At 64.1% G+C, this 21,499-nt stretch carries 15 protein-coding genes; 9 read left to right on the plus strand and 6 right to left on the minus strand.

Annotated elements, in window-relative coordinates; all coding sequences use genetic code 11:
- Positions 1 to 64 precede the first annotated feature (64 nt).
- Together ACMGE0_RS24945 and ACMGE0_RS24950 are read left to right on the plus strand one after the other, a co-directional pair.
- The gene (locus ACMGE0_RS24945; RefSeq protein WP_436818589.1) at positions 65 to 1,348 is read left to right on the plus strand and encodes a cystathionine gamma-synthase family protein; all 1,284 of its coding nucleotides are present in this window, start codon (positions 65 to 67) and stop codon (positions 1,346 to 1,348) included.
- A gap of 697 nt (positions 1,349 to 2,045) precedes the next feature.
- Positions 2,046 to 2,696 (plus strand): LysE family translocator, encoded by a 651-nt coding sequence (locus tag ACMGE0_RS24950; RefSeq protein WP_436818590.1) that lies wholly within the window; start codon positions 2,046 to 2,048, stop codon positions 2,694 to 2,696.
- 43 nt (positions 2,697 to 2,739) lie between these two features.
- Here ACMGE0_RS24950 and ACMGE0_RS24955 read toward each other — a convergent pair whose 3' ends face one another.
- From ACMGE0_RS24955 to ACMGE0_RS24965, 3 genes are all read right to left on the minus strand, one after another.
- Positions 2,740 to 4,956, minus strand: coding sequence for an FAD-dependent oxidoreductase (locus tag ACMGE0_RS24955; protein WP_436818591.1), 2,217 nt, complete (start codon positions 4,954 to 4,956; stop codon positions 2,740 to 2,742).
- Between the two features lie 137 nt (positions 4,957 to 5,093).
- Positions 5,094 to 6,302, minus strand: coding sequence for an acetyl-CoA C-acetyltransferase (locus ACMGE0_RS24960; RefSeq protein ID WP_436818592.1), 1,209 nt, complete (start codon positions 6,300 to 6,302; stop codon positions 5,094 to 5,096).
- Positions 6,303 to 6,512: 210 nt separating this feature from the next.
- Positions 6,513 to 8,306: an acyl-CoA dehydrogenase C-terminal domain-containing protein gene (locus ACMGE0_RS24965; protein WP_436818593.1), complete on the minus strand. Its 1,794-nt coding sequence runs from the start codon at positions 8,304 to 8,306 to the stop codon at positions 6,513 to 6,515.
- 480 nt (positions 8,307 to 8,786) lie between these two features.
- Here ACMGE0_RS24965 and ACMGE0_RS24970 point away from each other — a divergent pair, with 480 nt between their 5' ends.
- The 3 genes from ACMGE0_RS24970 to ACMGE0_RS24980 all read left to right on the plus strand — a co-directional run bounded on the left by ACMGE0_RS24970 (position 8,787) and on the right by ACMGE0_RS24980 (position 14,672).
- Positions 8,787 to 12,680 (plus strand): peptidoglycan-binding protein, encoded by a 3,894-nt coding sequence (locus tag ACMGE0_RS24970; RefSeq protein WP_436818594.1) that lies wholly within the window; start codon positions 8,787 to 8,789, stop codon positions 12,678 to 12,680.
- A 262-nt stretch (positions 12,681 to 12,942) separates the two neighbouring features.
- Entirely contained in the window at positions 12,943 to 13,869 is a 927-nt protein-coding gene (locus ACMGE0_RS24975; protein WP_436818595.1) for a sulfite exporter TauE/SafE family protein, read from the plus strand.
- Positions 13,869 to 14,672, plus strand: coding sequence for a TIGR02186 family protein (locus ACMGE0_RS24980; RefSeq protein ID WP_436818596.1), 804 nt, complete (start codon positions 13,869 to 13,871; stop codon positions 14,670 to 14,672). The genes ACMGE0_RS24975 and ACMGE0_RS24980 overlap by 1 nt, the downstream gene beginning before the upstream one ends.
- Here ACMGE0_RS24980 and ACMGE0_RS24985 read toward each other — a convergent pair whose 3' ends face one another.
- Positions 14,673 to 15,191 carry a winged helix-turn-helix transcriptional regulator gene (locus ACMGE0_RS24985; protein WP_436818597.1) on the minus strand — a complete coding sequence of 173 codons (519 nt, stop codon included), beginning with the start codon at positions 15,189 to 15,191 and terminating at the stop codon, positions 14,673 to 14,675.
- 96 nt (positions 15,192 to 15,287) lie between these two features.
- Here ACMGE0_RS24985 and ACMGE0_RS24990 point away from each other — a divergent pair, with 96 nt between their 5' ends.
- From ACMGE0_RS24990 to ACMGE0_RS25000, 3 genes are all read left to right on the plus strand, one after another.
- Complete coding sequence (locus ACMGE0_RS24990; protein WP_436818598.1) at positions 15,288 to 15,848, plus strand: dihydrofolate reductase family protein; 561 nt, start codon at positions 15,288 to 15,290, stop codon at positions 15,846 to 15,848.
- Positions 15,849 to 15,986: 138 nt separating this feature from the next.
- Positions 15,987 to 16,940: an alpha/beta hydrolase family protein gene (locus ACMGE0_RS24995; protein WP_436818599.1), complete on the plus strand. Its 954-nt coding sequence runs from the start codon at positions 15,987 to 15,989 to the stop codon at positions 16,938 to 16,940.
- A gap of 63 nt (positions 16,941 to 17,003) precedes the next feature.
- Complete coding sequence (locus tag ACMGE0_RS25000) at positions 17,004 to 17,441, plus strand: universal stress protein (RefSeq protein ID WP_436818600.1); 438 nt, start codon at positions 17,004 to 17,006, stop codon at positions 17,439 to 17,441.
- Positions 17,442 to 17,466: 25 nt separating this feature from the next.
- Here the strand turns inward: ACMGE0_RS25000 and pdeM are convergent, their stop codons facing one another.
- Both pdeM and ACMGE0_RS25010 read right to left on the minus strand, forming a co-directional pair.
- The gene (gene pdeM / locus ACMGE0_RS25005; protein WP_436818645.1) at positions 17,467 to 18,177 is read right to left on the minus strand and encodes a ligase-associated DNA damage response endonuclease PdeM; all 711 of its coding nucleotides are present in this window, start codon (positions 18,175 to 18,177) and stop codon (positions 17,467 to 17,469) included.
- Positions 18,178 to 18,365: 188 nt separating this feature from the next.
- Entirely contained in the window at positions 18,366 to 20,963 is a 2,598-nt protein-coding gene (locus ACMGE0_RS25010; RefSeq protein ID WP_436818601.1) for a ligase-associated DNA damage response DEXH box helicase, read from the minus strand.
- A gap of 19 nt (positions 20,964 to 20,982) precedes the next feature.
- Between ACMGE0_RS25010 and ACMGE0_RS25015 the strand changes: the two genes are divergently transcribed.
- The gene (locus ACMGE0_RS25015; RefSeq protein WP_436818602.1) at positions 20,983 to 21,483 is read left to right on the plus strand and encodes an RrF2 family transcriptional regulator; all 501 of its coding nucleotides are present in this window, start codon (positions 20,983 to 20,985) and stop codon (positions 21,481 to 21,483) included.
- The last annotated feature ends 16 nt before the right edge of the window (positions 21,484 to 21,499 follow it).

Raw genomic sequence — 21,499 nt, forward strand, 5'->3', positions numbered from 1 at the left:
TTGAGAATGCGGCCTGCGGCCTTATCTCCTCACGGGACAGCTTCTCATCCGCAGGAGACCGATCATGACCGCGCCGCACCCCTCCAAGACGCATATCGGCAACCACAGGCTCCACCCTGAAACGCAGATGCTGAACTACGGCTACGACCCGGAGCTTTCCGAAGGGGCCGTGAAGCCGCCGGTCTTCCTCACCTCCACCTTCGTCTTCAAGTCCGCCGAAGAGGGCCGCGACTTCTTCGACTTCGTCGCCGGGCGCCGTGAGCCGCCGCCCGGCACCGGCGCAGGGCTCGTCTATTCCCGCTTCAACCACCCGAACAGCGAGATCGTCGAGGACCGGATGGCGGTCTACGAACAGGCGGAAAGCGGCGCGCTCTTCTCCTCCGGCATGTCGGCGATCGCCACGACGCTGATGGCCTTCGTGAGGCCCGGCGACAGCATATTGCACTCCCAGCCACTCTACGGGGGCACCGAGACGCTGCTTGCGAAAACCTTCCTCAATTTCGGGGTCGCGGCGGTCGGCTTTTCGGACGGGGTGAACGAGGAGACGGTCTCGGCGGCAGCGGAAGAAGCGATGGCGAAGGGCCGCGTCTCGGTGATCCTCGTCGAGACGCCGGCGAACCCCACCAACAGCCTGGTGGATGTTTCGATGATGCGCCGGGTGGCCGACGCGATCGGCAAGCGGCAGGGGCATACACCGATCATCGTCTGCGACAACACGCTGCTCGGCCCCGTCTTCCAGCGGCCGATCGAGCATGGGGCCGACATTTCGCTCTATTCGCTGACCAAATATGTCGGCGGCCATTCGGACCTGATCGCGGGTGCCGCGCTCGGCTCCAAGGCCATCATCAAACAGGTGAAGGCGCTGCGCGGGGCGATCGGCACGCAGCTCGACCCGCATTCCTGCTGGATGCTCGGCCGCTCGCTGGAAACGCTTTCGCTGCGCATGGAAAAGGCGAATGCCAATGCGGCCGCCGTCGCCGCCTTCCTGCGCGATCACCCGAAGGTCGAGAAGCTGCATTACCTGCCCTTCGACGATCCGGCCTCGCCGACGGGGAAAGTCTTCGCCCGGCAATGCACGGGCGGCGGATCGACCTTCTCGTTCGACATCCAGGGCGGCCAGCCGGCCTCCTTCCGCTTCCTCAATGCGCTTTCGATCTTCAAGCTGGCCGTGAGCCTCGGCGGCACGGAATCGCTTGCCAGCCACCCGGCGACCATGACGCATTCCGGCGTCCCCGCCGACGTGCGCGAGCGGATCGGCGTGCTGGACAGCACCATCCGCCTGTCGATCGGCATCGAGCACCCGGACGACCTGATCGCCGACCTGACGATGGCGCTGGACAAGGCGTGAGGCCGAGGCAACGACCGGGCACACTCCTCCCTTGGCGATCTCGATATTTTCATGTGGGACGGGGCGCTGAAAGCTGCCTCGTAAGTTTTAGTTTTAGGTGACACCTCTCAGCGCCCCGTTCGGCGGTTTTTATCCGCGACTCCGGTCTCTCTGCCGTGGCCCTTCCGGAGGGTGTTCGTCTGACCATCCGGACCACGGGCGAACCGAGTTATCGCCAATAATCCAGACGGCCGCCGCCGGCTTCCCGATGTTTTCGGCGGACTTTCGACATCCGGCGAAACCATCCATAGAGCCACCATGTGTGCCGCACAGGCACGCCCGGCGCGCTCTTTCGGGCATCAAGAGATGATGGGCCGGTCCGAAACCCGTCATCTCTCCCCGTGTCGCCGGAGGGAGACCATTTTCCGCGAACCCGGATCATGAGGTTTTGCGTCCTACCCTCATGACCCGCGCCGGTTCCGCCTCGCCGGCACGCCTGCCGGTGTATCCGTGACGGAACGGGAAGATTGTAGGCACAGGTTTTGGGGGCGGGGATGAGAAAGGGGTTAAGTGGTTGATGGGATTGGGGAGAGGTGGTGGTTTTGTCCTACGAGGAACATATGTAGAGACCGCTTTCGACCCAAAGCTGCAGGTTTACCTCGCCTTGGACGCAGTCCAATGCTATCGCTACTGCCGTAGGAAACGGGGCAAGACAATCATGGATTTGGCAATTCCCAGTGCAACCAATCTCAGCCTGTTCGTCAGCGCGACCCTGGTGTTGCTTCTCGTGCCGGGACCAGCAGTCCTTTACATCTTCGCGCGCTCGGTCGAGCAGGGCCGTTCTGCCGGCCTCGTTTCGATCCTTGGCATCCACACGGCCACGCTTGTTCATGTCGCCGCCGCTGCTGTGGGGCTGTCGGCGCTCCTGGCGTCGTCCGCGCTCGCCTTCAGCGTGGTGAAGTATGCCGGCGCGGCCTACCTGATCTGGCTTGGCCTCAAGAAACTCTTCGGCCCGTCGGGCATTCCCGACGTCGAGGGCGGTTTACCAGCGCGCAGCCGCATGCGCCTCTTTCGTGAGGGCTTTATAGTCAACCTCCTCAATCCGAAGACAGCGCTGTTCTTTCTGGCTTTCCTGCCGCAGTTCGTTGAGGTCGACCGTGGCCATGTGGCAATGCAGATCGCTTTTCTCGGAATTCTCTACACAGCGATCGGCGTTCTGACGGATAGCACCTACGCACTTGCTGCCGGAACGGCCGGTAATTGGCTAAAGCGCAGCCCCGTCTATCTGAAGGCTGAACGCTGGGTCAGCGGTTTCGTCTATATTGGCCTTGGCCTGACGGCCGCTTTTGCGGGCAATCAGAAGAAATAGACCGGCCTGACTTCATCGCCCCTAACTAATAAAGAAAGCCGCCTCACGCCGCCTTCTTTCCCTCCCCATACGGATCGAAGCGTCCGTAGAACGTCTCGCCGTTTGCCGCCATGTCCTTCAAGAGCTCCGTCGGCTTGAAGTGGTCGCCGTAGGATGCCGCCAGCTTCTCGCAGAGTTCCACGAATTTCTTCACGCCCATGCCGTCGATGTAGGAGAGCGTGCCGCCGGTATAGGGGGCGAAGCCGAAGCCGAGGATGGAGCCGACATCGGCCTCGCGCGGATCGGTGACGATGCCCTCTTCCATGGTGCGGGCGGCTTCGAGCGCGATGGTGACGAGAAGGCGCTGCTTGAGCACATTGACATCCACATCCTCCGCCTTTTTCTGCGGGAAGAGCGTCTTCAGTTCCGGCCAGAGATATTTCTTGGCGGGCTTGGCGGGGTATTCGTAGAAGCCCTTGGCGTTCTTGCGGCCGCGGCGGTCGAAGACATCCACCATCTGGTCGATGAGCGCCATGTGCTCCACCTTGACGGCGTTGGGGCCGAGATCGGCGATGGAGGCCTTCATGATCTTCTGGGAAAGATCGACGGCGACCTCGTCGTTCAGGGACAGCGGGCCGACCGGCATGCCGGCCATCTTGGCGGCGTTCTCGATCATCGCCGCCGGCACGCCTTCGATCAGCATGTCATAGGCTTCGTTGATGTAGCGGAAGACGCAGCGGTTGACATAGAAGCCGCGCGTATCGTTGACGACGATCGGCGTCTTCTTGATCGCCGCGACATAATCCAGCGCGACCGCCAGCGCCTTGTCGCCGGACTTTTCGCCGAGGATCACCTCGGTCAGCATCATCTTCTCGACCGGCGAGAAGAAATGCACGCCGATGAACTGGTCGGGCCGCTTCGAATTCTGCGCAAGCCCGGTGATCGGCAGGGTGGAGGTGTTGGAGGCGAAGACGGTGGTCTCCGGAATGACCGCTTCGACCTGGTTGATGACCGCCTTCTTGACCGCGCGGTCCTCGAAGACGGCTTCGACGACGAGCGAGGCATCGGCGAGCGTCGCATAATCCGGCGTCGGGGTGATGAGGGCGAGCAGCTTTTCGCCTTCTTCCTTGGTCATCCTTCCCTTACCGATAGAATCGGCCACCAGCTTTTCGGAGACGGCCTTGCCCTTGTCGGCGGCTTCCTGATCCCGGTCGATGAGGGTGACGGGAATGCCGGCGGCGGCCGTGACATAGGCGATCGAGGCACCCATGAAGCCGGCGCCGACGACGCCGACCTTTTTGAACTCCGTCTTCGGGACGCCGGCCGGGCGGCGGGCGCCCTTGCCGAGCTCCTGCATGGAGACGAAGAGCGAGCGGATCATCGAGAAGGCTTCGGTGGTCTGCAGGATTTCCGTGAAATAACGCTGCTCGACCTTGAGGGCCGTATCGAAGGGAAGCTGCAGGCCCTCATAGACGCATTTCAAGATCGCCAGAGCGCCCGGATAATTGCCGCCGGTTTCGCGGCGGAGGATGGCGGGGGCTGCCGGGAAGAGCTGCGCCGCCGCCGGGGTCCAGACGCCGCCGCCCGGCACCTTGAAGCCCTTTTCATCCCACGGGGCGACGGGCTTCAGGCCGTCCTTGATCATCTGCTTGGCGGCATTGACGAGTTCGGCGGGTTCGACCACCTGATGCACGAGGCCCATAGCCTTGGCGCGCTGCGCCGTCAGGCTCTGGCCGGTGGTCATCATCTGCAGGGCATCCTGCGCGTTCGCCAGCCGCGGCACGCGCTGCGTGCCGCCCGCGCCCGGGAAGATGCCGACTTTGACTTCCGGCAGCGCGATCTTGACCGACTTGGAATTGGCGGCGACACGACCATGGCAGGCGAGCGACAGTTCGAACGCGCCGCCCATGCAGGTGCCGTTGATGGCCGAGACCCAGGGCTTGCCGTTGGTTTCGACCTTGCGCCAAAGCTGCGACATGCGGCCGGCGGCATCGAAGAGTTTCCGGGCGGCCGTCGCCGGGTCCTTCGCCTGCTCTTCGGCGAGCATGGAGAACATGCCCTTGATCATGGTGAGATCGGCCCCGCCCGAGAAGGAGGACTTGCCGGAGGTGAAGACCACGCCCTTGACGGCGCTATCGGCGACCGTGGCATCGACGATCTTTTCGATCTCGTCCATCACCTCCATGGTGAAGACGTTCATCGATTTTTCCGGCATGTCCCAGGTGACGAGGGCGATGCCGTCTGCGTCGGTTTCGACGGTGAAGTTCTTGTAGGTGCTCATATCGGGATTTCCTCTTCCCTAGAATTCTGTCGGCTAGCCCCTCCCCCTTGTGGGGAGGGGTTGGGGAGGGGAATTGGTGTCCAAAGACCCCTCCCCTCGCTTCGCTCGACCCTCCCCACAAGGGGGAGGGTTGGCCCTCAAACCCGTTCGATAATCGTCGCGGTGCCCATGCCGGCGCCGATGCAGAGTGTCACCAGCGCGGTATTGAGATCGCGGCGTTCCAGCTCGTCCAGCACCGTGCCGAGGATCATCGCGCCGGTGGCGCCGAGCGGGTGGCCCATGGCGATCGCACCGCCGTTGACGTTGATCCTGTCATGCGGAATGTCGAAGGCCTGCATGTAGCGCAGCACCACGGCGGCGAAGGCTTCGTTCAATTCGAAGAGATCGATATCCGAGAGCTTCATGCCGGAGCGCTTCAGGAGCTTTTCGGTGACATCCACCGGGCCGGTCAGCATCAGCGCCGGATCGGAGCCGATATTGGCGAAGGCTTTTATGCGGGCACGCGGTTTCAGGCTCATGCTCTCGCCGCCGGCCTTGGAGCCGATGAGGACGGCCGCCGCGCCATCGACGATGCCCGACGAATTGCCGGCGTGGTGGACGTAGTTGATGCGCTCGATTTCCGGATGGGCCTGGATGCCGACGGCTTCGAAACCGCCCATCTCGCCCGGCATCTGGAAGGACGGGTTCAAGGATGCGAGCGACTGCATGTCGGTGGTCGGGCGCATGTGCTCGTCGCGGTCGAGGATGGTGAGGCCGTTCTGATCCTTCACCGGAATGACGGAGTTCTTGAAATAGCCGGCATCCCAGGCCTTGCCGGCGCGCTTCTGGCTCTCGACGGCATAGGCATCGACATCATCGCGGGAGAAGCCGTATTTCGTGGCGATGAGATCGGCCGAGACGCCCTGCGGCATGAAGAAAGCGGGGAAATTGACGGACGGGTCCATGTACCAGGCGCCGCCGGACATGCCCATGCCGACGCGCGACATGCTCTCGACGCCGCCGGCGATGACGATATCGTCGGAGCCGGCCGCGACCTTGCCGGCCGCGAAGTTCACCGCATCGAGGCCCGAGGCGCAGAAGCGGGAGATCTGCATGCCGGGAGCACGGGTGGAATAGCCGGCCTCGAAGGCGGCGGCCTTGGGGATGACGGCGCCGGCATCCATGACCGGATCGACGCAGCCCATGATGATATCGTCGACGGTCGTCGTATCGAGGCCGTTCCTGTCGCGGATCGCTTCCAGCGTCTTGGCGGCGAGACGGACGGACGGCACTTCGTGCAAGGATCCGTCCTTCTTGCCGCGACCGCGCGGGGTGCGCACATGGTCGTAAATGAAGACTTCGGTCATGGTGTCATCTCTCCCGTTTACCCTTTGGGGGCGGCAATTTACCTTGCCTCAATATCAATGCGGGAGAGAAGACCCCTCCCAAACCCTCCCTACAAGGGGGAGGGCTTAACCCCGCCGCTCTGCCGACGCTCGTTTAAGGCAAGCGGTTGCCACTTGTCTTCTCCCCCCTTGTGGGGGAGATGGCCGGCAGGCCAGAGGGGGTAGTTCCAATCAAAACGCTTCCGCAGCCAGTTCCATCATCGTATCGGCGCCGGTTTCGATACGGGCCTTGCGCAGCGCCGTTTCCGGCATGATGCGCTCCATGAAGAACTTCGCGGTGACGAGCTTGTTCTTCAGATAATCCTCCCGGGCGTCGCCCGCGGCAAGCTTCTCCTGCGCGGCCTTGGCGATCTTCGCCCACATGTAGCCGAGCGTCACGAGGCCGAAGAGGTGCATGTAATCGGTCGAGCCGGCGCCGGCATTGTCGGGCTTGGCCATGGCGTTCTGCATGAACCACATGGTTGCGGCCTGCAGGTCGTTCAAGCCCTTCTTGAGGCCCTTGGTGAAGAGGACCATGTTCTCGTCGGCGCGGTTTTCCTCGCAGAAATCGCCGATCTCCTTGAACATGGCCATGACGGCGCGGCCGCCGTTCAGCGCCAGCTTGCGGCCGACGAGATCGAGCGCCTGGATGCCGTTCGCCCCTTCGTAGATCATGGTGATGCGCGCATCGCGCACATACTGGCTCATGCCGTGCTCTTCGATATAGCCGTGGCCGCCGAAGACCTGCTGGGCCATGACGGCATGATCGAAGCCCTTGTCGGTCATGACGCCCTTGAGGATGGGGGTCGCGAGACCGAGTAGATCGTCTGCATTCTGCCGCTCGGCCGCATCTTCCGAGCGGTGGGCGATGTCGGATTTCAGCGCGGTCCAAAGCAGGAAGGCGCGACCGGCCTCGTTGAAGGCGCGGATCGTCATCAGCGTGCGGCGGATATCGGCATGCACGATAATCGGGTCCGCCTTCTTGTCCGGCGCCTTCGGACCGGAGAGCGAACGGCCCTGGATACGCTCGCGGGCATAGGCGACGGCGTTCTGATAGGCGGTCTCGGCGATCGCCAGCCCCTGGAGACCGACGCCCAAACGTGCCTCGTTCATCATCACGAACATGGCGGCGAGGCCCTTGTTCTCGGCGCCGATGAGATAGCCGGTCGCCTCGTCGTAGTTCATGACGCAGGTGGCGTTGCCGTGGATGCCCATCTTGTGCTCGATCGCGCCGCAGGAAACGCCGTTGCGCTCGCCCAGCGAACCGTCGGCACCCACCATGAACTTCGGCACGATGAAGAGCGAGATGCCCTTGGTGCCTTCCGGCGCGCCCTCGATGCGGGCCAGCACAAGGTGGATGATGTTGTCCGTCATGCCGTGCTCGCCGGCGGAGATGAAGATCTTCTGGCCGGAGATCTTGTAGGAGCCGTCGCCGTTCGGCACGGCGCGGGTCCGGAGAAGGCCGAGATCGGTGCCGCAATGGGGCTCGGTCAGGTTCATGGTGCCCGACCAGGTGCCTTCCACCATCTTCGGCAGGTAGGTCTTCTTCTGCTCGTCCGAACCGTGAACGAGGATCGCGGCGATCGCGCCCTGGGTGAGGCCCGGATACATTATCAGCGACATGTTGGCCGACGACATGTATTCGCCGACGGCGGCGTGAAGCGTATAGGGAAGCCCCTGCCCGCCGAATTCCTCGGGCACTGCAAGCCCGATCCAGCCGCCCTGGCAATACTGGTCGTAGGCTTCCTTGAAGCCCTTCGGCACCGAGACCGACCCGTCATCGCTTCGGGTGCAGCCTTCCTGGTCTCCGGAGAGATTGAGCGGGAAAAGCACGTCTTCCGCAACCTTGGCCGCCTCGCCCACGATCGCCTCCAGCATGTCCGGCGTGGCATCGGCAAAACCCGGCAGATTGCCGTAGCGCTCCAGTCCCAGCACATCGTTCAAGATGAAAAGCGTGTCGTTCACCGGCGCCTTGTACACTGGCATTGTCGAGCTTCCTCCATATCCTCGTCCCGGACCTTCGACGCATGGCGCGGTCCGAATTTCCTCTATCATGAATAATTGACGTTTGCGTAAACGTCAAATGTTCACGGCCCGTAATTTCGCTACCCCTCACTGCTGCAATGCCGCCTCGCGCACATGTTCCGGCCGGTGGAGCGTTCGTGAGCCGGACGGAAGAGCGGGAAGATAGGGAGCGCGGGGCGAACGTCATCACCTCGATGCAGGGACCGATGCATCAAAAAGGTTAAATTTTTACGTCGATTAACGACTTGTTTACCACGTTTCAGGAAATAGTGGGTTCTCAGCCGACGCGGCGTATTTGCTTTGGGAAAAGCAATGCCCGTCGGAATGGCAAGTCTTGCGTAAGGTACCCCTAATATAAGGCTGATTCCACGGGTGGAGACGATTCCTCCGGCGTGGCCTTGACGAGGGCCGGCAAGTACAACGTCGAAACGAGCGAGCAAAATGAACGGATCACGATCGACTCCTCACCGTCATGGCGACCGCTCTTCCCTGGATGCGCTGAACCGCACCATCGAAGGGCTGGAGGCTCGTATCGAGGGGCTGATGTCGGGAGCCGGCCGCGATCCCCGTTCATCGAAGAGCCTCGAACACCGGGATCCGCGCCAGGAACGGCGCCCGGCGCCGGCCACGGTCCCCCATCGCGCTCCCGAATTCGCCGGCGATCCGCTCGCCCAGATCCGCGAGCGCCAGCGCATGCTCGAAACCGGTCGCGACCGCAGCGTCCGCTCCGACCGCCAGCCCGCGCCCGAGGCGCGGCGCGAAGAGCCCCGCCCTGCCGGGCCGCGGCCGAGCGACGTGCGACCGCCGGAAGCCTACCGGCCTCGCGAGCGCCAGACGGCAGGACGCGCCGAAACGTCCGGTTATGCGGAAACGCGCTACGCGGCCCCGCCGCGCCGCGAGGAATTCGCCCGTCCGGCTGCACCACCGCACATGCCGGCGCAACAGGCCGACAGCGGCATGCGGGATATCGCCCAGGCTCTGGTGAGCCTGCGCCAGGAGCTGAAGCAGGATATTTCCGAAGGCGTCGCGCGCGAGATGAACGCCCTCCGCAGCGAAATCCGCTCGATCATATCCGTCGCCGAGGACCAGCACTTCACAGAGGACCTGCGCGAAGATCTTGCCCGGCTTGCGGAAGGCATCAATCAGCTCGGATACCAGGCGACGCCGGAGGCGGCCGGCCTGCGCGCCGAGTTCGAGGAGCTGCGCACCGTCATGGAAGGGCTCGCCCGCGAGGATTCCGTGCGGCGGATGGAAAGCCGCTGGCAGGGGCTCGAAGAGCGCATGCACGACCTCGACTCGGCAGCGCTGCGCGAGGAACTCGTCTCGCTCGCCTATCGCATCGACGACATCAAGAGCCAGCTCGGCGAGATGAGCGACAACCCGGTCATCCGGGCGCTGGAGCAGAAGCTGATCACCGTTGCCAGCGCCATGGAGCAGCTCGGCTCGCACATGCAGCCGAGCAGCGCGGCCTTCTCCGAGCATTTCTCCACCCTCGACCAGCGGCTCGACGAAATCAGCCGGGCGATCGCAGCCGGCGGGCGCGCTTCCGCCGCCGCATCGATCGACCAGTCCTTCCTGCAGCGGCTCGAAGGACGGATCGGCGCGCTGGCCGATCAGATCGACGCACTGAGCCAGGCGTCTCACCATCAGGCGGATCCGACCGAGTTGCTTTCGGCCCGTATCGAAGCGCTCACGGGCCGCATCGAAGAGCTGACCGACGAACAGGCCGCCCTGCGCCTGGAAGACCGGCTGGAGCAGCTTTCGCTAATCCTCGAACAGGCCCAGAAGCCGACCGAACAGCCGGAGATTTTTCACCATCTTGCCGACATTTCCCGCAGGATCGAGGGCCTGGAAAAGGGCTCCGTCAACGATGTGCTTGCAGAACGGCTCGACCATCTCGCGCGGCGGATCGAGGAAATGGACTATCAGCCGCGCATGCAGCCGGCGATGGATGAGAATGCAGTCGGCCGCATCGAGGACCGGCTGAGCGACATCGCCGCCCGTCTGAACGAGGCGGCAGCCGCGCCGCGAAGCGACGACGGCGCGCTGCGCAATCTCGAGGAACAGATCGCCCATCTTTCGGCGCTGATCAGCCAGCCACACCCCGGCGCGCTACCTGCCGATTTCGACGGCCGCATGACGGCGATCGAAAGCTATATGGCGACCAATGACGAATACATCATCGAGGCGGCCCGCCAGGCGGCCGAAGCCGTCGTCGAAGCCTATTCGCGCCAAACGGCCTCCGGCGCTCCGGTCGCCGCCGCCGACATGGCCGCGCTTTCCGCGCTCGCCGACGATCTGCGGCATCTCGAAGACCTGACGCGCAGCTCGGAAGAGCGGACGCATCGGACCTTCGAAGCCCTGCACGGCACGCTGGTGCAGATCGCCGACCGTCTGGACGGCATGGAAGAAAGCCTTGCCGTTTCCGCCCAGGCGGAGCGGGAGCGGCATTACGGCGCGGCGGAGCGATACGAAGCCCGCCTTTCCGCCCCCGCCACGCCGGCTGCCGCGTCGCTTTCCGCCACATCGCCCGAGGAGGTGATGAACGCCGAGAGACTGCCGCAACCGGCCGCAGCCTTCGGCACCCGCGAAACCGCCGCCGGCGAAGTCGCCGAGACCGACGCGCCGCTTCGGGCGGACACCAAGACCGCGCCGAACGACAAGACCGCCAAGCCCAGCCTGCTCACCGAACTTTCCCGCCGCTTCCTGCCGGGCGGCAAGGGCGAAGCTGCAAAGAGCAGCCGTGCCGTCGTCGAGCCCGCGCCTTCGCTCGATCCCTCGGATGCGCTGCCGTCCGACTACGAGAACGATCTCCTGGAACCGGGCTCCGGGGCTCCGGATGTGAAGAAGATCCTGGAACGGGTCCGCGCCAGCCAGGCCGCCGGCGCATTCGACGGCGACCGGCCGGGCAACACCGAGCGGGCCGACTATATCGCCGCCGCCCGCCGCGCCGCCAAGGCCGCCGCGCAGGAAACCGATCCCTCGCAGGGCGCCTCGCCGGCAAAAGACCCGCGAAAGGCCGCCAAACCCTCCGGCACCGGCATCGGCGCGATATTTTCCCGGCATCGCCGACCGATCCTGATGGCCGTCGGCGCCGTGCTTCTGGCACTGATGGCGATGCCGCTCGCCAAGACGCTGACCGGCGGAGCCAAGGCGCCTGCAGCTGCCGTCGCAACGATCGAGACACCCGCCGAGCCCGCTCCGGCCGATATGGCCGGCGGCAGCGGGAACACCGCACCCGAAAACTCGGCCGCCGACAGCATCGGCAGCGATGCGGAAATCGCCGCCGCGCCGGCAGTTCCGGCGGAGACCGCACCCGCGCCCGAAGCCGCATCGCCCCATCTCACCGATCCCAACCCGGCGGCCGGCGAACCCTCCCTCATGGAACCGGCCGGCACGGCCCCGGAGGCGCAGGACAATTTCGTCGCCGCGCCGAGGACGGAAGCCCCCGGTCTCAATCCCGACGTCCCGGCGGCGATCGCCGTTCCCGGCGGCATCGAGCCCAAGTCGCTCGCCGACGCGGCAGCGGCGGGCGATCCCAACGCCCTCTTCGAAATCGGCGCACGCTTCACCGAAGGGCGCGGCGTCCAGGCCGACCTCTCGGAGGCCGCCAACTGGTACAAGCTCGCCGCCGACCGGGGGCTCCCCCCGGCGCAGTACCGGCTCGCCAACCTCTTCGAGAAGGGAACCGGCGTTACGCGCGACCTCACCAGGGCGATGACCTACTACAAACAGGCGGCAGAGGCCGGCAATGCGAGCGCCATGCACAATCTCGCCGTGCTCTACGCCTCCGGCGCCAACGGGCAGCCGGACTATGCCGCAGCCGTGGAATGGTTCAGCAAGGCTGCCGATCTCGGCATCGCCGACAGCCAGTTCAACCTCGCGATCCTCTATGCGCGCGGCAACGGCGTGAAGCAGGACCTCGAGGAATCCTACAAATGGTTCGCGGTCGCGGCTAAGGACGGCGACAAGGACGCCGCCCAGAAGCGCGACGAGGTGGCGAACGCCATGCGCAAGGAGCAGCTCGAAAGCGCCCGCGCCAAGGCGGAGCACTGGAAGGTGCAGCCGCTCGATCCCCAGGCCAATTCGATCAACCTGCCGGACGAATGGGCTTCCGGCAAGCCGCTCACCACGGCCTCCGTCGACATGGAGAAGGCGATCCGCAACATCCAGGCGATCCTCAACAAGAACGGTTTCGACGCCGGCCAGCCGGACGGCAAGATGGGCGCCAGGACCACCGCGGCGATCAAGGCCTTCCAGACCTCGGTCGGGCAGGAGCCGAACGGCAGGATCAACGATGCGCTGGTGAAGGAACTGCTCGCGCGGAACAAATAGGCTTAGCTCTCCAAGTCTACTTACCCGACCGGGTTTGAAGAGTTGCGCGTTATTAATCACGCCGCCATAAAAACGGTAAAATTGCCGAATTATCTGACACTTGCGAATTGACTCGCAGCTCGTGCCGGGCGCATGTGGAAACAGGCGCCCGGCCGGCAATTTCAAGGGGTCAGGGTCGCGCACAATCCCATCGCCGCAGCGGGCGGACACACCATCGCGCCGCCCCGCGAGGCGGTGATTCTTGCCTTTTCGGGGTTCGGCCGTGACTGTCTACCTGCCGATCGCAGAGCTTTCGGTGAACATCTTCATCATTCTCGGCATGGGCGCAGCCGTGGGCTTCCTGTCCGGCATGTTCGGCGTGGGCGGCGGATTTTTGATCACCCCGCTCCTGATCTTCTACAACATTCCGCCCGTGGTGGCGGTCGCAACCGGCGCCAACCAGGTCGTCGCCTCCTCGATCTCCGGCGCGATCACCCATTTCAGGCGCGGCACGCTGGACATGAAGCTCGGCTCGGTGCTGCTTGTCGGCGGCCTCCTGGGCGCGACGGCGGGCGTCTGGGTCTTTTCCTGGCTGCGGCGGGTCGGCCAGCTCGACCTCTTCATCTCGCTTCTCTACGTGGTGCTGCTCGGGACGATCGGCGCGCTGATGCTGCAGGAAAGCCTGCGCGCGATGCAACGGGCGAAGAGCAACGAGCCGATGCCGCTGAAGCGCCCCGGCCAGCACATCTGGGTGCACCGGCTGCCCTTCAAGATGCGGTTCAAGAAATCGAAGATCTATCTGAGCGCCGTTCCGATCGTGACGCTCGGCTTCGGCATCGGCGTGCTCACCTCGATCATGGGCGTCGGCGGCGGCTTCATCATGGTGCCGGCGATGATCTATCTCCTGCGCATCCCGACCAACGTGGTCGTCGGCACGTCGCTCTTCCAGATCATCTTCGTGACCGCCTATACGACCATGGTGCAGGCGGCGACCAACTATTCCGTCGACATCGTGCTCGCCTCGATCCTGATGGTCGCCGGCGTGATCGGCGCGCAATACGGGGTGCGGGTGGGCCAGAAATTGCGCGGCGAGCAGCTTCGCGCGCTGCTGGCGCTGCTCGTGCTGGCCGTCGGCATCCGCCTCGCGATCGGGCTCATCGTGACGCCGGAGGACATCTATTCGGTCGCGGTCGGGGGATTGTCCTACTGATGCGCCGGCTCCTCCGCTCCACCTTGCTGTTCGTATTCGCGGCGCTCGCCTCGCCCGCAATGGCGCAGGTACCGTTCGGACAGGCTTCGACGGTGAGGGAAGGACTGGAGATCGGCGCCTCGACCAGCGAAATCGCCATCGCCTCGGACTTCCGCGGCGCGGATCTGACGATCTTCGGGGCACTTACCAACGCGGACGAACTGTTCCTGGCGATCGGGCAATACGACCTGGTGGTGACGCTGGAAGGCCCGAAGGATTATGCGACGGTGCGCAGGAAGGAGCGCGTCTTCGGCATCTGGATGAATACGCAGTCGATGACCTTCGAACAGGTGCCGGAAAGCTATTCGATGGCGAGCACGCGCCAGATCGACAGCATCGACCAGCCGACGAGCCTCAACAATATCGGCGTCGGCATCGACCATCTGGCGCTCAACCCGGTCGGCTACATTCCGGATTCCGGCCTGATCGGCGAATTCCGCGACGCCTACCGGCGGCTGAAGCTCACCAGCGGGCTCTACCAGCGCGACACGAGCGGCGTGCGCTTCGTCTCGTCCAGCCTCTTCCGTGCCTCGCTGAGGCTGCCGGCCAACATTCCGGACGGGGTTCACGTGGTGCGCGCCTATCTCTTCAAGAGCGGCCAGCTCATTCTCCAGAAGGAGCTGCCGCTGCGCGTCGTCAAGACCGGCATCGAACAGGCGATCACCGACGCCGCGCATAACCGGCCGATCGCTTACGGCTTCCTCTGCGTGCTGATCGCCGTCATCACCGGCTGGGGCGCCAGCCTGATCTTCCGGAAGGACTGATCATTCCGCCGCCTCGGCGGCAGCCCTGTTGCGGGCGACGACTTCGAGATAGGCGGCGCGCAGGCGATCGAAGACGGACGGTTTGTCGGGATCGCGCGGGGCGTGCAGATGCAGGACGCGCAGTTCCTGCATGAAATCCTCCCAGAGCGGCCGCCCGCCCTCCTCCAGGAGCTGGGCGCGGATCGAAAGCTCCTCCGAAACGGGAAGAAAGCGCCGGCCCCAGGCGCCCATCTCCGCGAAGATCGGCACCAGCCGGATCGACATTTCGGTCAGGCTGTAGATCGCCTTCTGCTTGTGGCTCGGATCGTCCTCGCGGGTGAGCAGTCCCCGCTCCACCAGGCGCTTCACACGGTCGGCCAGGATGTTGGAGGCAATCCCCTCCTCCGAATTCTGCAGCAGCTCGCGGAAATGGCGGCGGTTGCCGAACATGATGTCGCGGATGACGATGAGGCTCCAGCGGTCGCCGAGAACCTCCAGCGTCAGATTGATCGGGCAGCCCGACCGATGCAGTTCTTCCATTTCTTTCTCCAAAAAACCGCTTGCATTATAAAATCAGTTTCGCTAACTTTCAACTGCTTGCTAAATGCAACTGGTTTTAACGCGATGGAGGATGACATGAGAAAGCTGGTGGCCTGGAACCTGATGACGCTGGACGGATATTTCGAGGGGGAGAAGCCCTGGGACCTGGAGTTTCACAACTATGCCTGGGGACCGGAGCTCCGGGAGCTTTCCGAACAGTTCGGCCAGGAAGGAGATCTGCTGGTCTTCGGACGCAAGACCTATGAGGGCATGGCGGCCTACTGGCCGACGGCCGAGAACGAAGGTCCGGTCAAGGACTACATGAACAGCATCGCCAAGCTCGCCGTCTCGAAGACCATGAAGAATGCCGCCTGGAACAACACGCGCGTGGTCAGCGATCCGGTCGCGGAGCTCAAGACGCTGAAAGCGCAGGACGGCAGGACGATCCTCATCTTCGGCAGCGCCGAGCTGCTCGCCTCGCTGATGAAGGAAGGGCTGGTCGACGAATACCGCATCTGCATCGTGCCGGTGCTGCTCGGTTCCGGCAATCCGCTCTTCAAGAAAGCGGACCAACTGACCGAGCTGAAGCTCATCTCCTCCGCCACGGCGGCAAACGGGGCGGTCATCCTGCGCTACGAGGTCGGAAAACAGGCATGAACGCTATGAAGGGAGAGGCCTGGCAAGGGCCAAGCCCTCCCTCGGGGCGCACACAGGGGGGCAGGCGCCTTCATCTTTTGGCTTATTGCGCCGCACACAGGGCTGAATATGCTCACCTCCCGCCAAGGGAGGAAGGCAATGAGCAGCACAGAACCCATGTCCGTCCGCGAAACCCCCGGCACAGCGGAAACATCAAAGCCGCGGCCGGCCGGCGAGCCGGTCACGCTGACCTGCCGCGACGGCGTGGTTCTGCACGGGCACCTCTGGCCGGCAAAAGGTGCAGCGCTCGGGAGCGTCATCATCAACCCCGCGACCGGCGTGCTTGCCCGCTATTACCACTATTACGCGGATTTCCTCGCTCAGGAGGGCTTCGGTGTGCTCACCTACGATTATCGCGGCATCGGCCTCTCACGGCCGGAGGCGCTGCGGGGATGCCGCTATCGCTGGCGGGACTGGGGCGAGCAGGACTTCGACGCCGCACTCCGGTTCATGGACGAGGCCCGGCCCGGACAGCCGCTCCATGTGGTGGGCCACAGCATCGGCGGCTATCTGCCCGGCCTTTCTCCTCGCGCGGAGCGGATCGACCGTATGCTGACCGTCGGCGCGCAATATGCCTACTGGCGGGACTATGCGGCCGGGCATCGGGCAAGATTGTTCTGGAAGTGGCATATCGTGATGCCGGTGCTGACGGCACTCTACGGCTATTTTCCGGGGAAACGGCTCGGCTGGCTGGAGGACCTGCCGGCCGGCATCGCCAACGAATGGAGCTTTCGGGGCGCCCGGATGGAGCTGACGCATCCCGAAGGTGAGCGGGAAGACGTGCTGCGGCGCTTTGCGGCAGTGAAGGCGCCGATCCTGGCCATCGCCATTTCGGACGACGATATCGGCACGGTCGCCGCGGTCCGGCGGGCGCTCGCCTACTATCGCAACGCAACGGTCACTCAGGTGCTGCTGAAACCCGCGGACTACGATCTTGAGGCGATCGGGCATTTCAGCCTGTTCCATTCCCGGCATATGCATGGTTTCTGGCGGGATACTCTCAGATGGCTGCGGGACGGAGAGAACCCATGGCCGGATGTGCGGGACAATTGAGCAATGTCAATGAAGCGCTTACTCTGGCTGCCATTCTGAGGCTGCAAGATCACGGAGGCGCATATGTACAAGCACATTCTCATCCCGACCGACGGCTCGCCGCTTTCCACCAAGGCGCTCGAAGAGACGCTGGATTTCGCCCATGCAATCGGTGCGGAAGCAACGGTACTGATCGTCATGGAACCGCTGCAGGTCTTCACGCTCAATCCGACCGGCATGGAAATCGCCTATGCGGAATACGACCGTCAGAACAACGAGGCGGCAGACCGCATCCTCGCTGCTGCCACGGAGACCGCGAAGCAGCGGATGGTTGCCTGCGAGACGGTGAAGCTCGAAAGCATCGATCCGGCGAGCACGATCATCGAGGCGGCCGACAGGTACAATTGCGACCTGATCGCCATGGCCTCGCACGGCCGTTCCGGCTTCAAGGCGTTCATGCTGGGCAGCGTCACCATGAAGGTGCTGGCCAATTCCAAGACGCCGGTGCTGGTCTACCGTTGAAGCCTCGAGCGGGATGCCGTCCCGATCAGCCGATGAGATTGGCGTAACGTACCGAATAGATGCGGTCGCGGCCGAGCAGATGCGCGACCAGCGTCTCATGATCGAAGAGGCCGCGCATGGCCGGGTGGCGGAGATCTAGACCGCCTGCCAGCACCCCGAAGGCCGGCATGAGAAGGCGCGAACCGTCGCCCGCGAAGCACGGGCGGCGGACGGACTTTTCCCGGCGGCGGACGGTGGCGGCGGGGTGCAGATGACCGGCGATCTCGCCTTTGCTTCCCCTTGGGCCCGAAATCAGGCTCGGCTCGTGGCGGAAGACGAGGCCGCCATAAAACAGCTCGTCGGCGCAGGTGCCCGGCAGGTCGACGGTGCCGTCGGGATCGTGGTTGCCGTTGATCCAGATCCAGTCGCGGCCACTGGCCATGGCGCCGATCAGCGAACGCAGCTCTTGCGGCAGATGCTCCGAGCCCTTCCGATCATGGAAATTGTCGCCAAGCGAGACGACGATCCTCGGATCGTAGCGGGCAATGACGGCGGACAGGATGTTGAGCGTGGCGATCGTGTCATAGGGCGGCAGCATCATGCCGCGGCGGGCGAAGGCCGCGCCTTTTTCGAGATGCAGGTCGGAAACGACGAGCAGCCCGCTTTCCGGCAAATAGAGGCCGCCCATGGGATCGCAGACGGCGGCAACGCCGTTCACGACGATCTCTTCCGCGCCTGTGGCGGTTCCGGTCATCATTGTCGAACGGGCTGCAAGCCCGAGGCGGTGCATCAATTTCGTTTTTTCCAATGCCCTAACGTCGTCATTCCTGTGCTTGTCACAGGGATCCAACCACGCGAGGTCTTTCGCGTGAAAGGAGTCTCTTGCGCCTCAGACGCGGCTGCCGGATTCCTGTGACAAGCACAGGAATGACGGAGGACACTTGGTCACCCCAACGCCTCCGCGATCAGATCCTCAGCGGCTTCCTGCAGCACCGCATCCTGCGCCTCGCCCGGCACCGGCTCCTTGCCGATCTCCAGCATGATCGGGATGGCGAGCGGCGAAACGCGGTCGAGATCGCGGTGGGTGATGTGCCCCCTGATTCGCTTCAGCATATCGCCTAACCGGCCGATATCCAAAAGCCCGGATGCCGCGTCGCGCCGCGTCGCCTCCAGGAGCACGTGGTCCGGCTCGTGGGTTCTGAGCACGTCGTAGATCAGGTCGGTCGAGACCGTCACCTGCCGGCCTGTCTTTTCCTTGCCCGGATGGCGGCGCTCGATCAAGCCGGAAATCACAGCACAATTGCGGAAGGTGCGCTTCAACATGTAGCTTTCGTTCAGCCAGGCTTCGAGATCGTCGCCCAGCATGTCCTCGTCGAAGAGATCGGAAAGGCTGAGACGGCCCGACCTGATCATCGCGCCCATGTCGGAGAGACCCCAGATGGCGAGCGAATAATCCGTCGCGACGAAGCCGAGCGGATGGGCGCCGATGCGGTCGAGCCTTCGGGTGAGCAACATGCCGAGCGTCTGGTGCGCCAGCCGGCCCTCGAAACAATAGGCGATCAGAAAGAAGCGTTTGCCGCGGGGAAAGGTCTCGATCAGCAACTCGTCGTCCTTCGGCACGATCGAGCGGTCGCGCTGGATATTGAGCCAGTCACGCACCTGGTCCGGCAATACGCGCCAGCGGTCGGGATCGGCCAGCATGGAGCGGACCTGAGCCGCCAGATAGGTGGTGAGCGGAAACTTGCCGCCGGCATAGGCGGGGATTTTCGGATCGAGCGAGAAGGCGTTGGAAACGAGGCATTCGTTCTCGCGGATGCCTTCGAAGCGCAGCACCTTGCCGGCGAAGAGGAAGGTATCGCCCTGCACCAGCTGTTCGAGGAAATATTCCTCGACCTTGCCCAGCGAAAGTCCGCCGCGGCCCAGCGAGCCGTTGGCATTACGCCGCACGAGCCGGACGTTGAGTTCGGTCGCCTCCACGATGGTGCCGAGGTTCAGGCGGTATTGCTGGGCGACCTGCGGATTGGAGACGCGCCAGCGGCCATCCTTCGTCTTGCGGATCTTGGCATAACGCTCGTAGGAGCGCAGCGCGTAACCGCCGGTCGCGACGAAATCGACGATGCGTTCGAACATCTCCCAGGAGAGGTTGGCATAGGGCGAGGCCGAGGTGATCTCCTCGTACAGCTCGACAGGATCGAAAGGTTCGGCGCAGGCCATGCCGAGCACGTGCTGGGCGAGCACGTCCAGCGCGCCTTCGCCGACCGGCGGCGTGTCCTGTGCGCCGAGATAGTTGGCGTCGAGCGCCGCCTGGCATTCCATGACCTCGAAGCGGTTGGCGGGGACCAGGATCGCCTTCGAGGGCTCGTCCATTCGGTGGTTCGAGCGGCCGATGCGCTGGGCGAGCCGCGACGCCCCCTTCGGCGCGCCGACATGCACGACGAGATCGACGTCGCCCCAGTCGATGCCCATGTCGAGCGTGGAGGTGGCGACGATGGCGCGCAATCTGTTGGCGGCCATGGCGGCCTCCACCTTGCGGCGCTGACCGGCATCGAGCGAACCGTGATGCAGCGCGATCGGCAGGTTGTCCTCGTTGATCGTCCAGAGCGTCTGGAAGAGAAGCTCCGCCTGGAACCGGGTATTGACGAAGATCAGCGTCGTCTTGTGGCGCTTGATCTCCTCGTAGACCTCCGGCATCGCATAGGTCGAGACATGGCCCGACCAGGGAATGCGGTCGTCGGTCTTCATGATGGCGATGTTGGGCGCCGCGCCGCCCGTGACATGCACGAGGCCGGCGGGCGGGGCCGGGCTCTCGCCCTGCGGCACCAGCCAGCGCTGCAGGTCCATGGGATCGGCGACGGTGGCCGAAAGGCCGATCGTCCGCACGTGCGGGGCGTGCCTGCGGATGCGCGCGAGATCGAGCGAGAGAAGGTGGCCGCGCTTGGAGGTGACCAGCGAATGCAGCTCGTCGAGGACGACGTATCTCAGGTCCTTGAAGAAGCGTTCCGCCTCCTTGTTGGCGAGCAAGAGCGCCACCTGCTCGGGCGTGGTCAGCAGGATGTCCGGAGGATTGAGCTTCTGGCGCTGGCGCTTGGCCTGCGGCGTATCGCCGGTACGGTTCTCGACGGTGACGGAAAGCCCCATTTCGGTGACCGGCTTCATCAGGTTGCGCTCGATATCCACCGTCAGCGCCTTCAAGGGCGAAACGTAGAGCGTGTGGATGCCCACGAAGGCCGAGCCGGGCGGGATCTTTCCGCGGCGGGTGAGATCGGTGAGCGAGGGCAGGAAACCGGCGAGCGTCTTGCCGGCGCCGGTCGGCGCGATCAGCAGCATGTTCTCGCCGGCCGTGGCGCGGGAGAGCAATTCCAACTGGTGGGCGCGGGGCTGCCAGCCCTTTTCGGCGAACCACGTCTGGAACGGCCGGGGCAGAAGCGCGGCATCTCGGCCGGAGGATTTGGTTTCGACGATGTCCACGAGGCTCAAGATAAGCGGAAAGCGGCGAAAAAGAAGAGTGCTTGACGCTTCCGCATAATCATGGATAAAAATCATCCGCGATTGGAGACAAGTAATGAAACTCGGCGACGGCGTCGAACAGGCAATCCACTGCGTGACCATGCTTTCGCGCCTTTCCGAAGGCGGCGTTCTGTCGGCAGCGGCGCTGGCGGAGTTTCACGGCGTCTCGACAAGCTATCTCCTGAAACACATGCAGGCGCTCTCGGGCGCCGGGCTGGTGGATACGGTGCCGGGGCCGAAGGGCGGTTACCGGCTGGCGAAGACGCCGGAGGAGATCACTCTGCTCGACATCGTGCTGGCCGTCGAAGGCCCGGCGCCTGCCTTCCGCTGCGCCGAAATCCGCCAGCGCGGGCCGAACCCGCTGCCGGGCCGCTATTTTGCAAAACCCTGCGGCATCAACGCCGCGATGCTGAAAGCGGAAAAGGCCTATCGCGCCGAACTCGCCAAGGTGTCGATCGCCGACATCCTGGCGGACCTGGAGGTTACCGACGACGGCGGGATCGCCGCGCGCGGCTGCGCCTTCCTCGAAATCCACGAACGCAAAACAGCCCGTTGAGAGGGCGCAACCAAGG

The organism is Neorhizobium descurainiae (assembly GCF_051400715.1).
GTDB lineage: Bacteria > Pseudomonadota > Alphaproteobacteria > Rhizobiales > Rhizobiaceae > Neorhizobium.

Coding starts and splice junctions, on each gene's coding strand:
- ACMGE0_RS24945 (WP_436818589.1), top strand. CDS start 65: ATGACCGCGCCGCACCCCTCCAAGACGCATATCGGCAACCACAGGCTC.
- ACMGE0_RS24950 (WP_436818590.1), top strand. CDS start 2,046: ATGGATTTGGCAATTCCCAGTGCAACCAATCTCAGCCTGTTCGTCAGC.
- ACMGE0_RS24955 (WP_436818591.1), bottom strand. CDS start 4,956: ATGAGCACCTACAAGAACTTCACCGTCGAAACCGACGCAGACGGCATC.
- ACMGE0_RS24960 (WP_436818592.1), bottom strand. CDS start 6,302: ATGACCGAAGTCTTCATTTACGACCATGTGCGCACCCCGCGCGGTCGC.
- ACMGE0_RS24965 (WP_436818593.1), bottom strand. CDS start 8,306: ATGCCAGTGTACAAGGCGCCGGTGAACGACACGCTTTTCATCTTGAAC.
- ACMGE0_RS24970 (WP_436818594.1), top strand. CDS start 8,787: ATGAACGGATCACGATCGACTCCTCACCGTCATGGCGACCGCTCTTCC.
- ACMGE0_RS24980 (WP_436818596.1), top strand. CDS start 13,869: ATGCGCCGGCTCCTCCGCTCCACCTTGCTGTTCGTATTCGCGGCGCTC.
- ACMGE0_RS24985 (WP_436818597.1), bottom strand. CDS start 15,191: ATGGAAGAACTGCATCGGTCGGGCTGCCCGATCAATCTGACGCTGGAG.
- ACMGE0_RS24990 (WP_436818598.1), top strand. CDS start 15,288: ATGAGAAAGCTGGTGGCCTGGAACCTGATGACGCTGGACGGATATTTC.
- ACMGE0_RS24995 (WP_436818599.1), top strand. CDS start 15,987: ATGAGCAGCACAGAACCCATGTCCGTCCGCGAAACCCCCGGCACAGCG.
- ACMGE0_RS25000 (WP_436818600.1), top strand. CDS start 17,004: ATGTACAAGCACATTCTCATCCCGACCGACGGCTCGCCGCTTTCCACC.
- pdeM (WP_436818645.1), bottom strand. CDS start 18,177: ATGATGACCGGAACCGCCACAGGCGCGGAAGAGATCGTCGTGAACGGC.
- ACMGE0_RS25010 (WP_436818601.1), bottom strand. CDS start 20,963: ATGATTTTTATCCATGATTATGCGGAAGCGTCAAGCACTCTTCTTTTT.
- ACMGE0_RS25015 (WP_436818602.1), top strand. CDS start 20,983: ATGAAACTCGGCGACGGCGTCGAACAGGCAATCCACTGCGTGACCATG.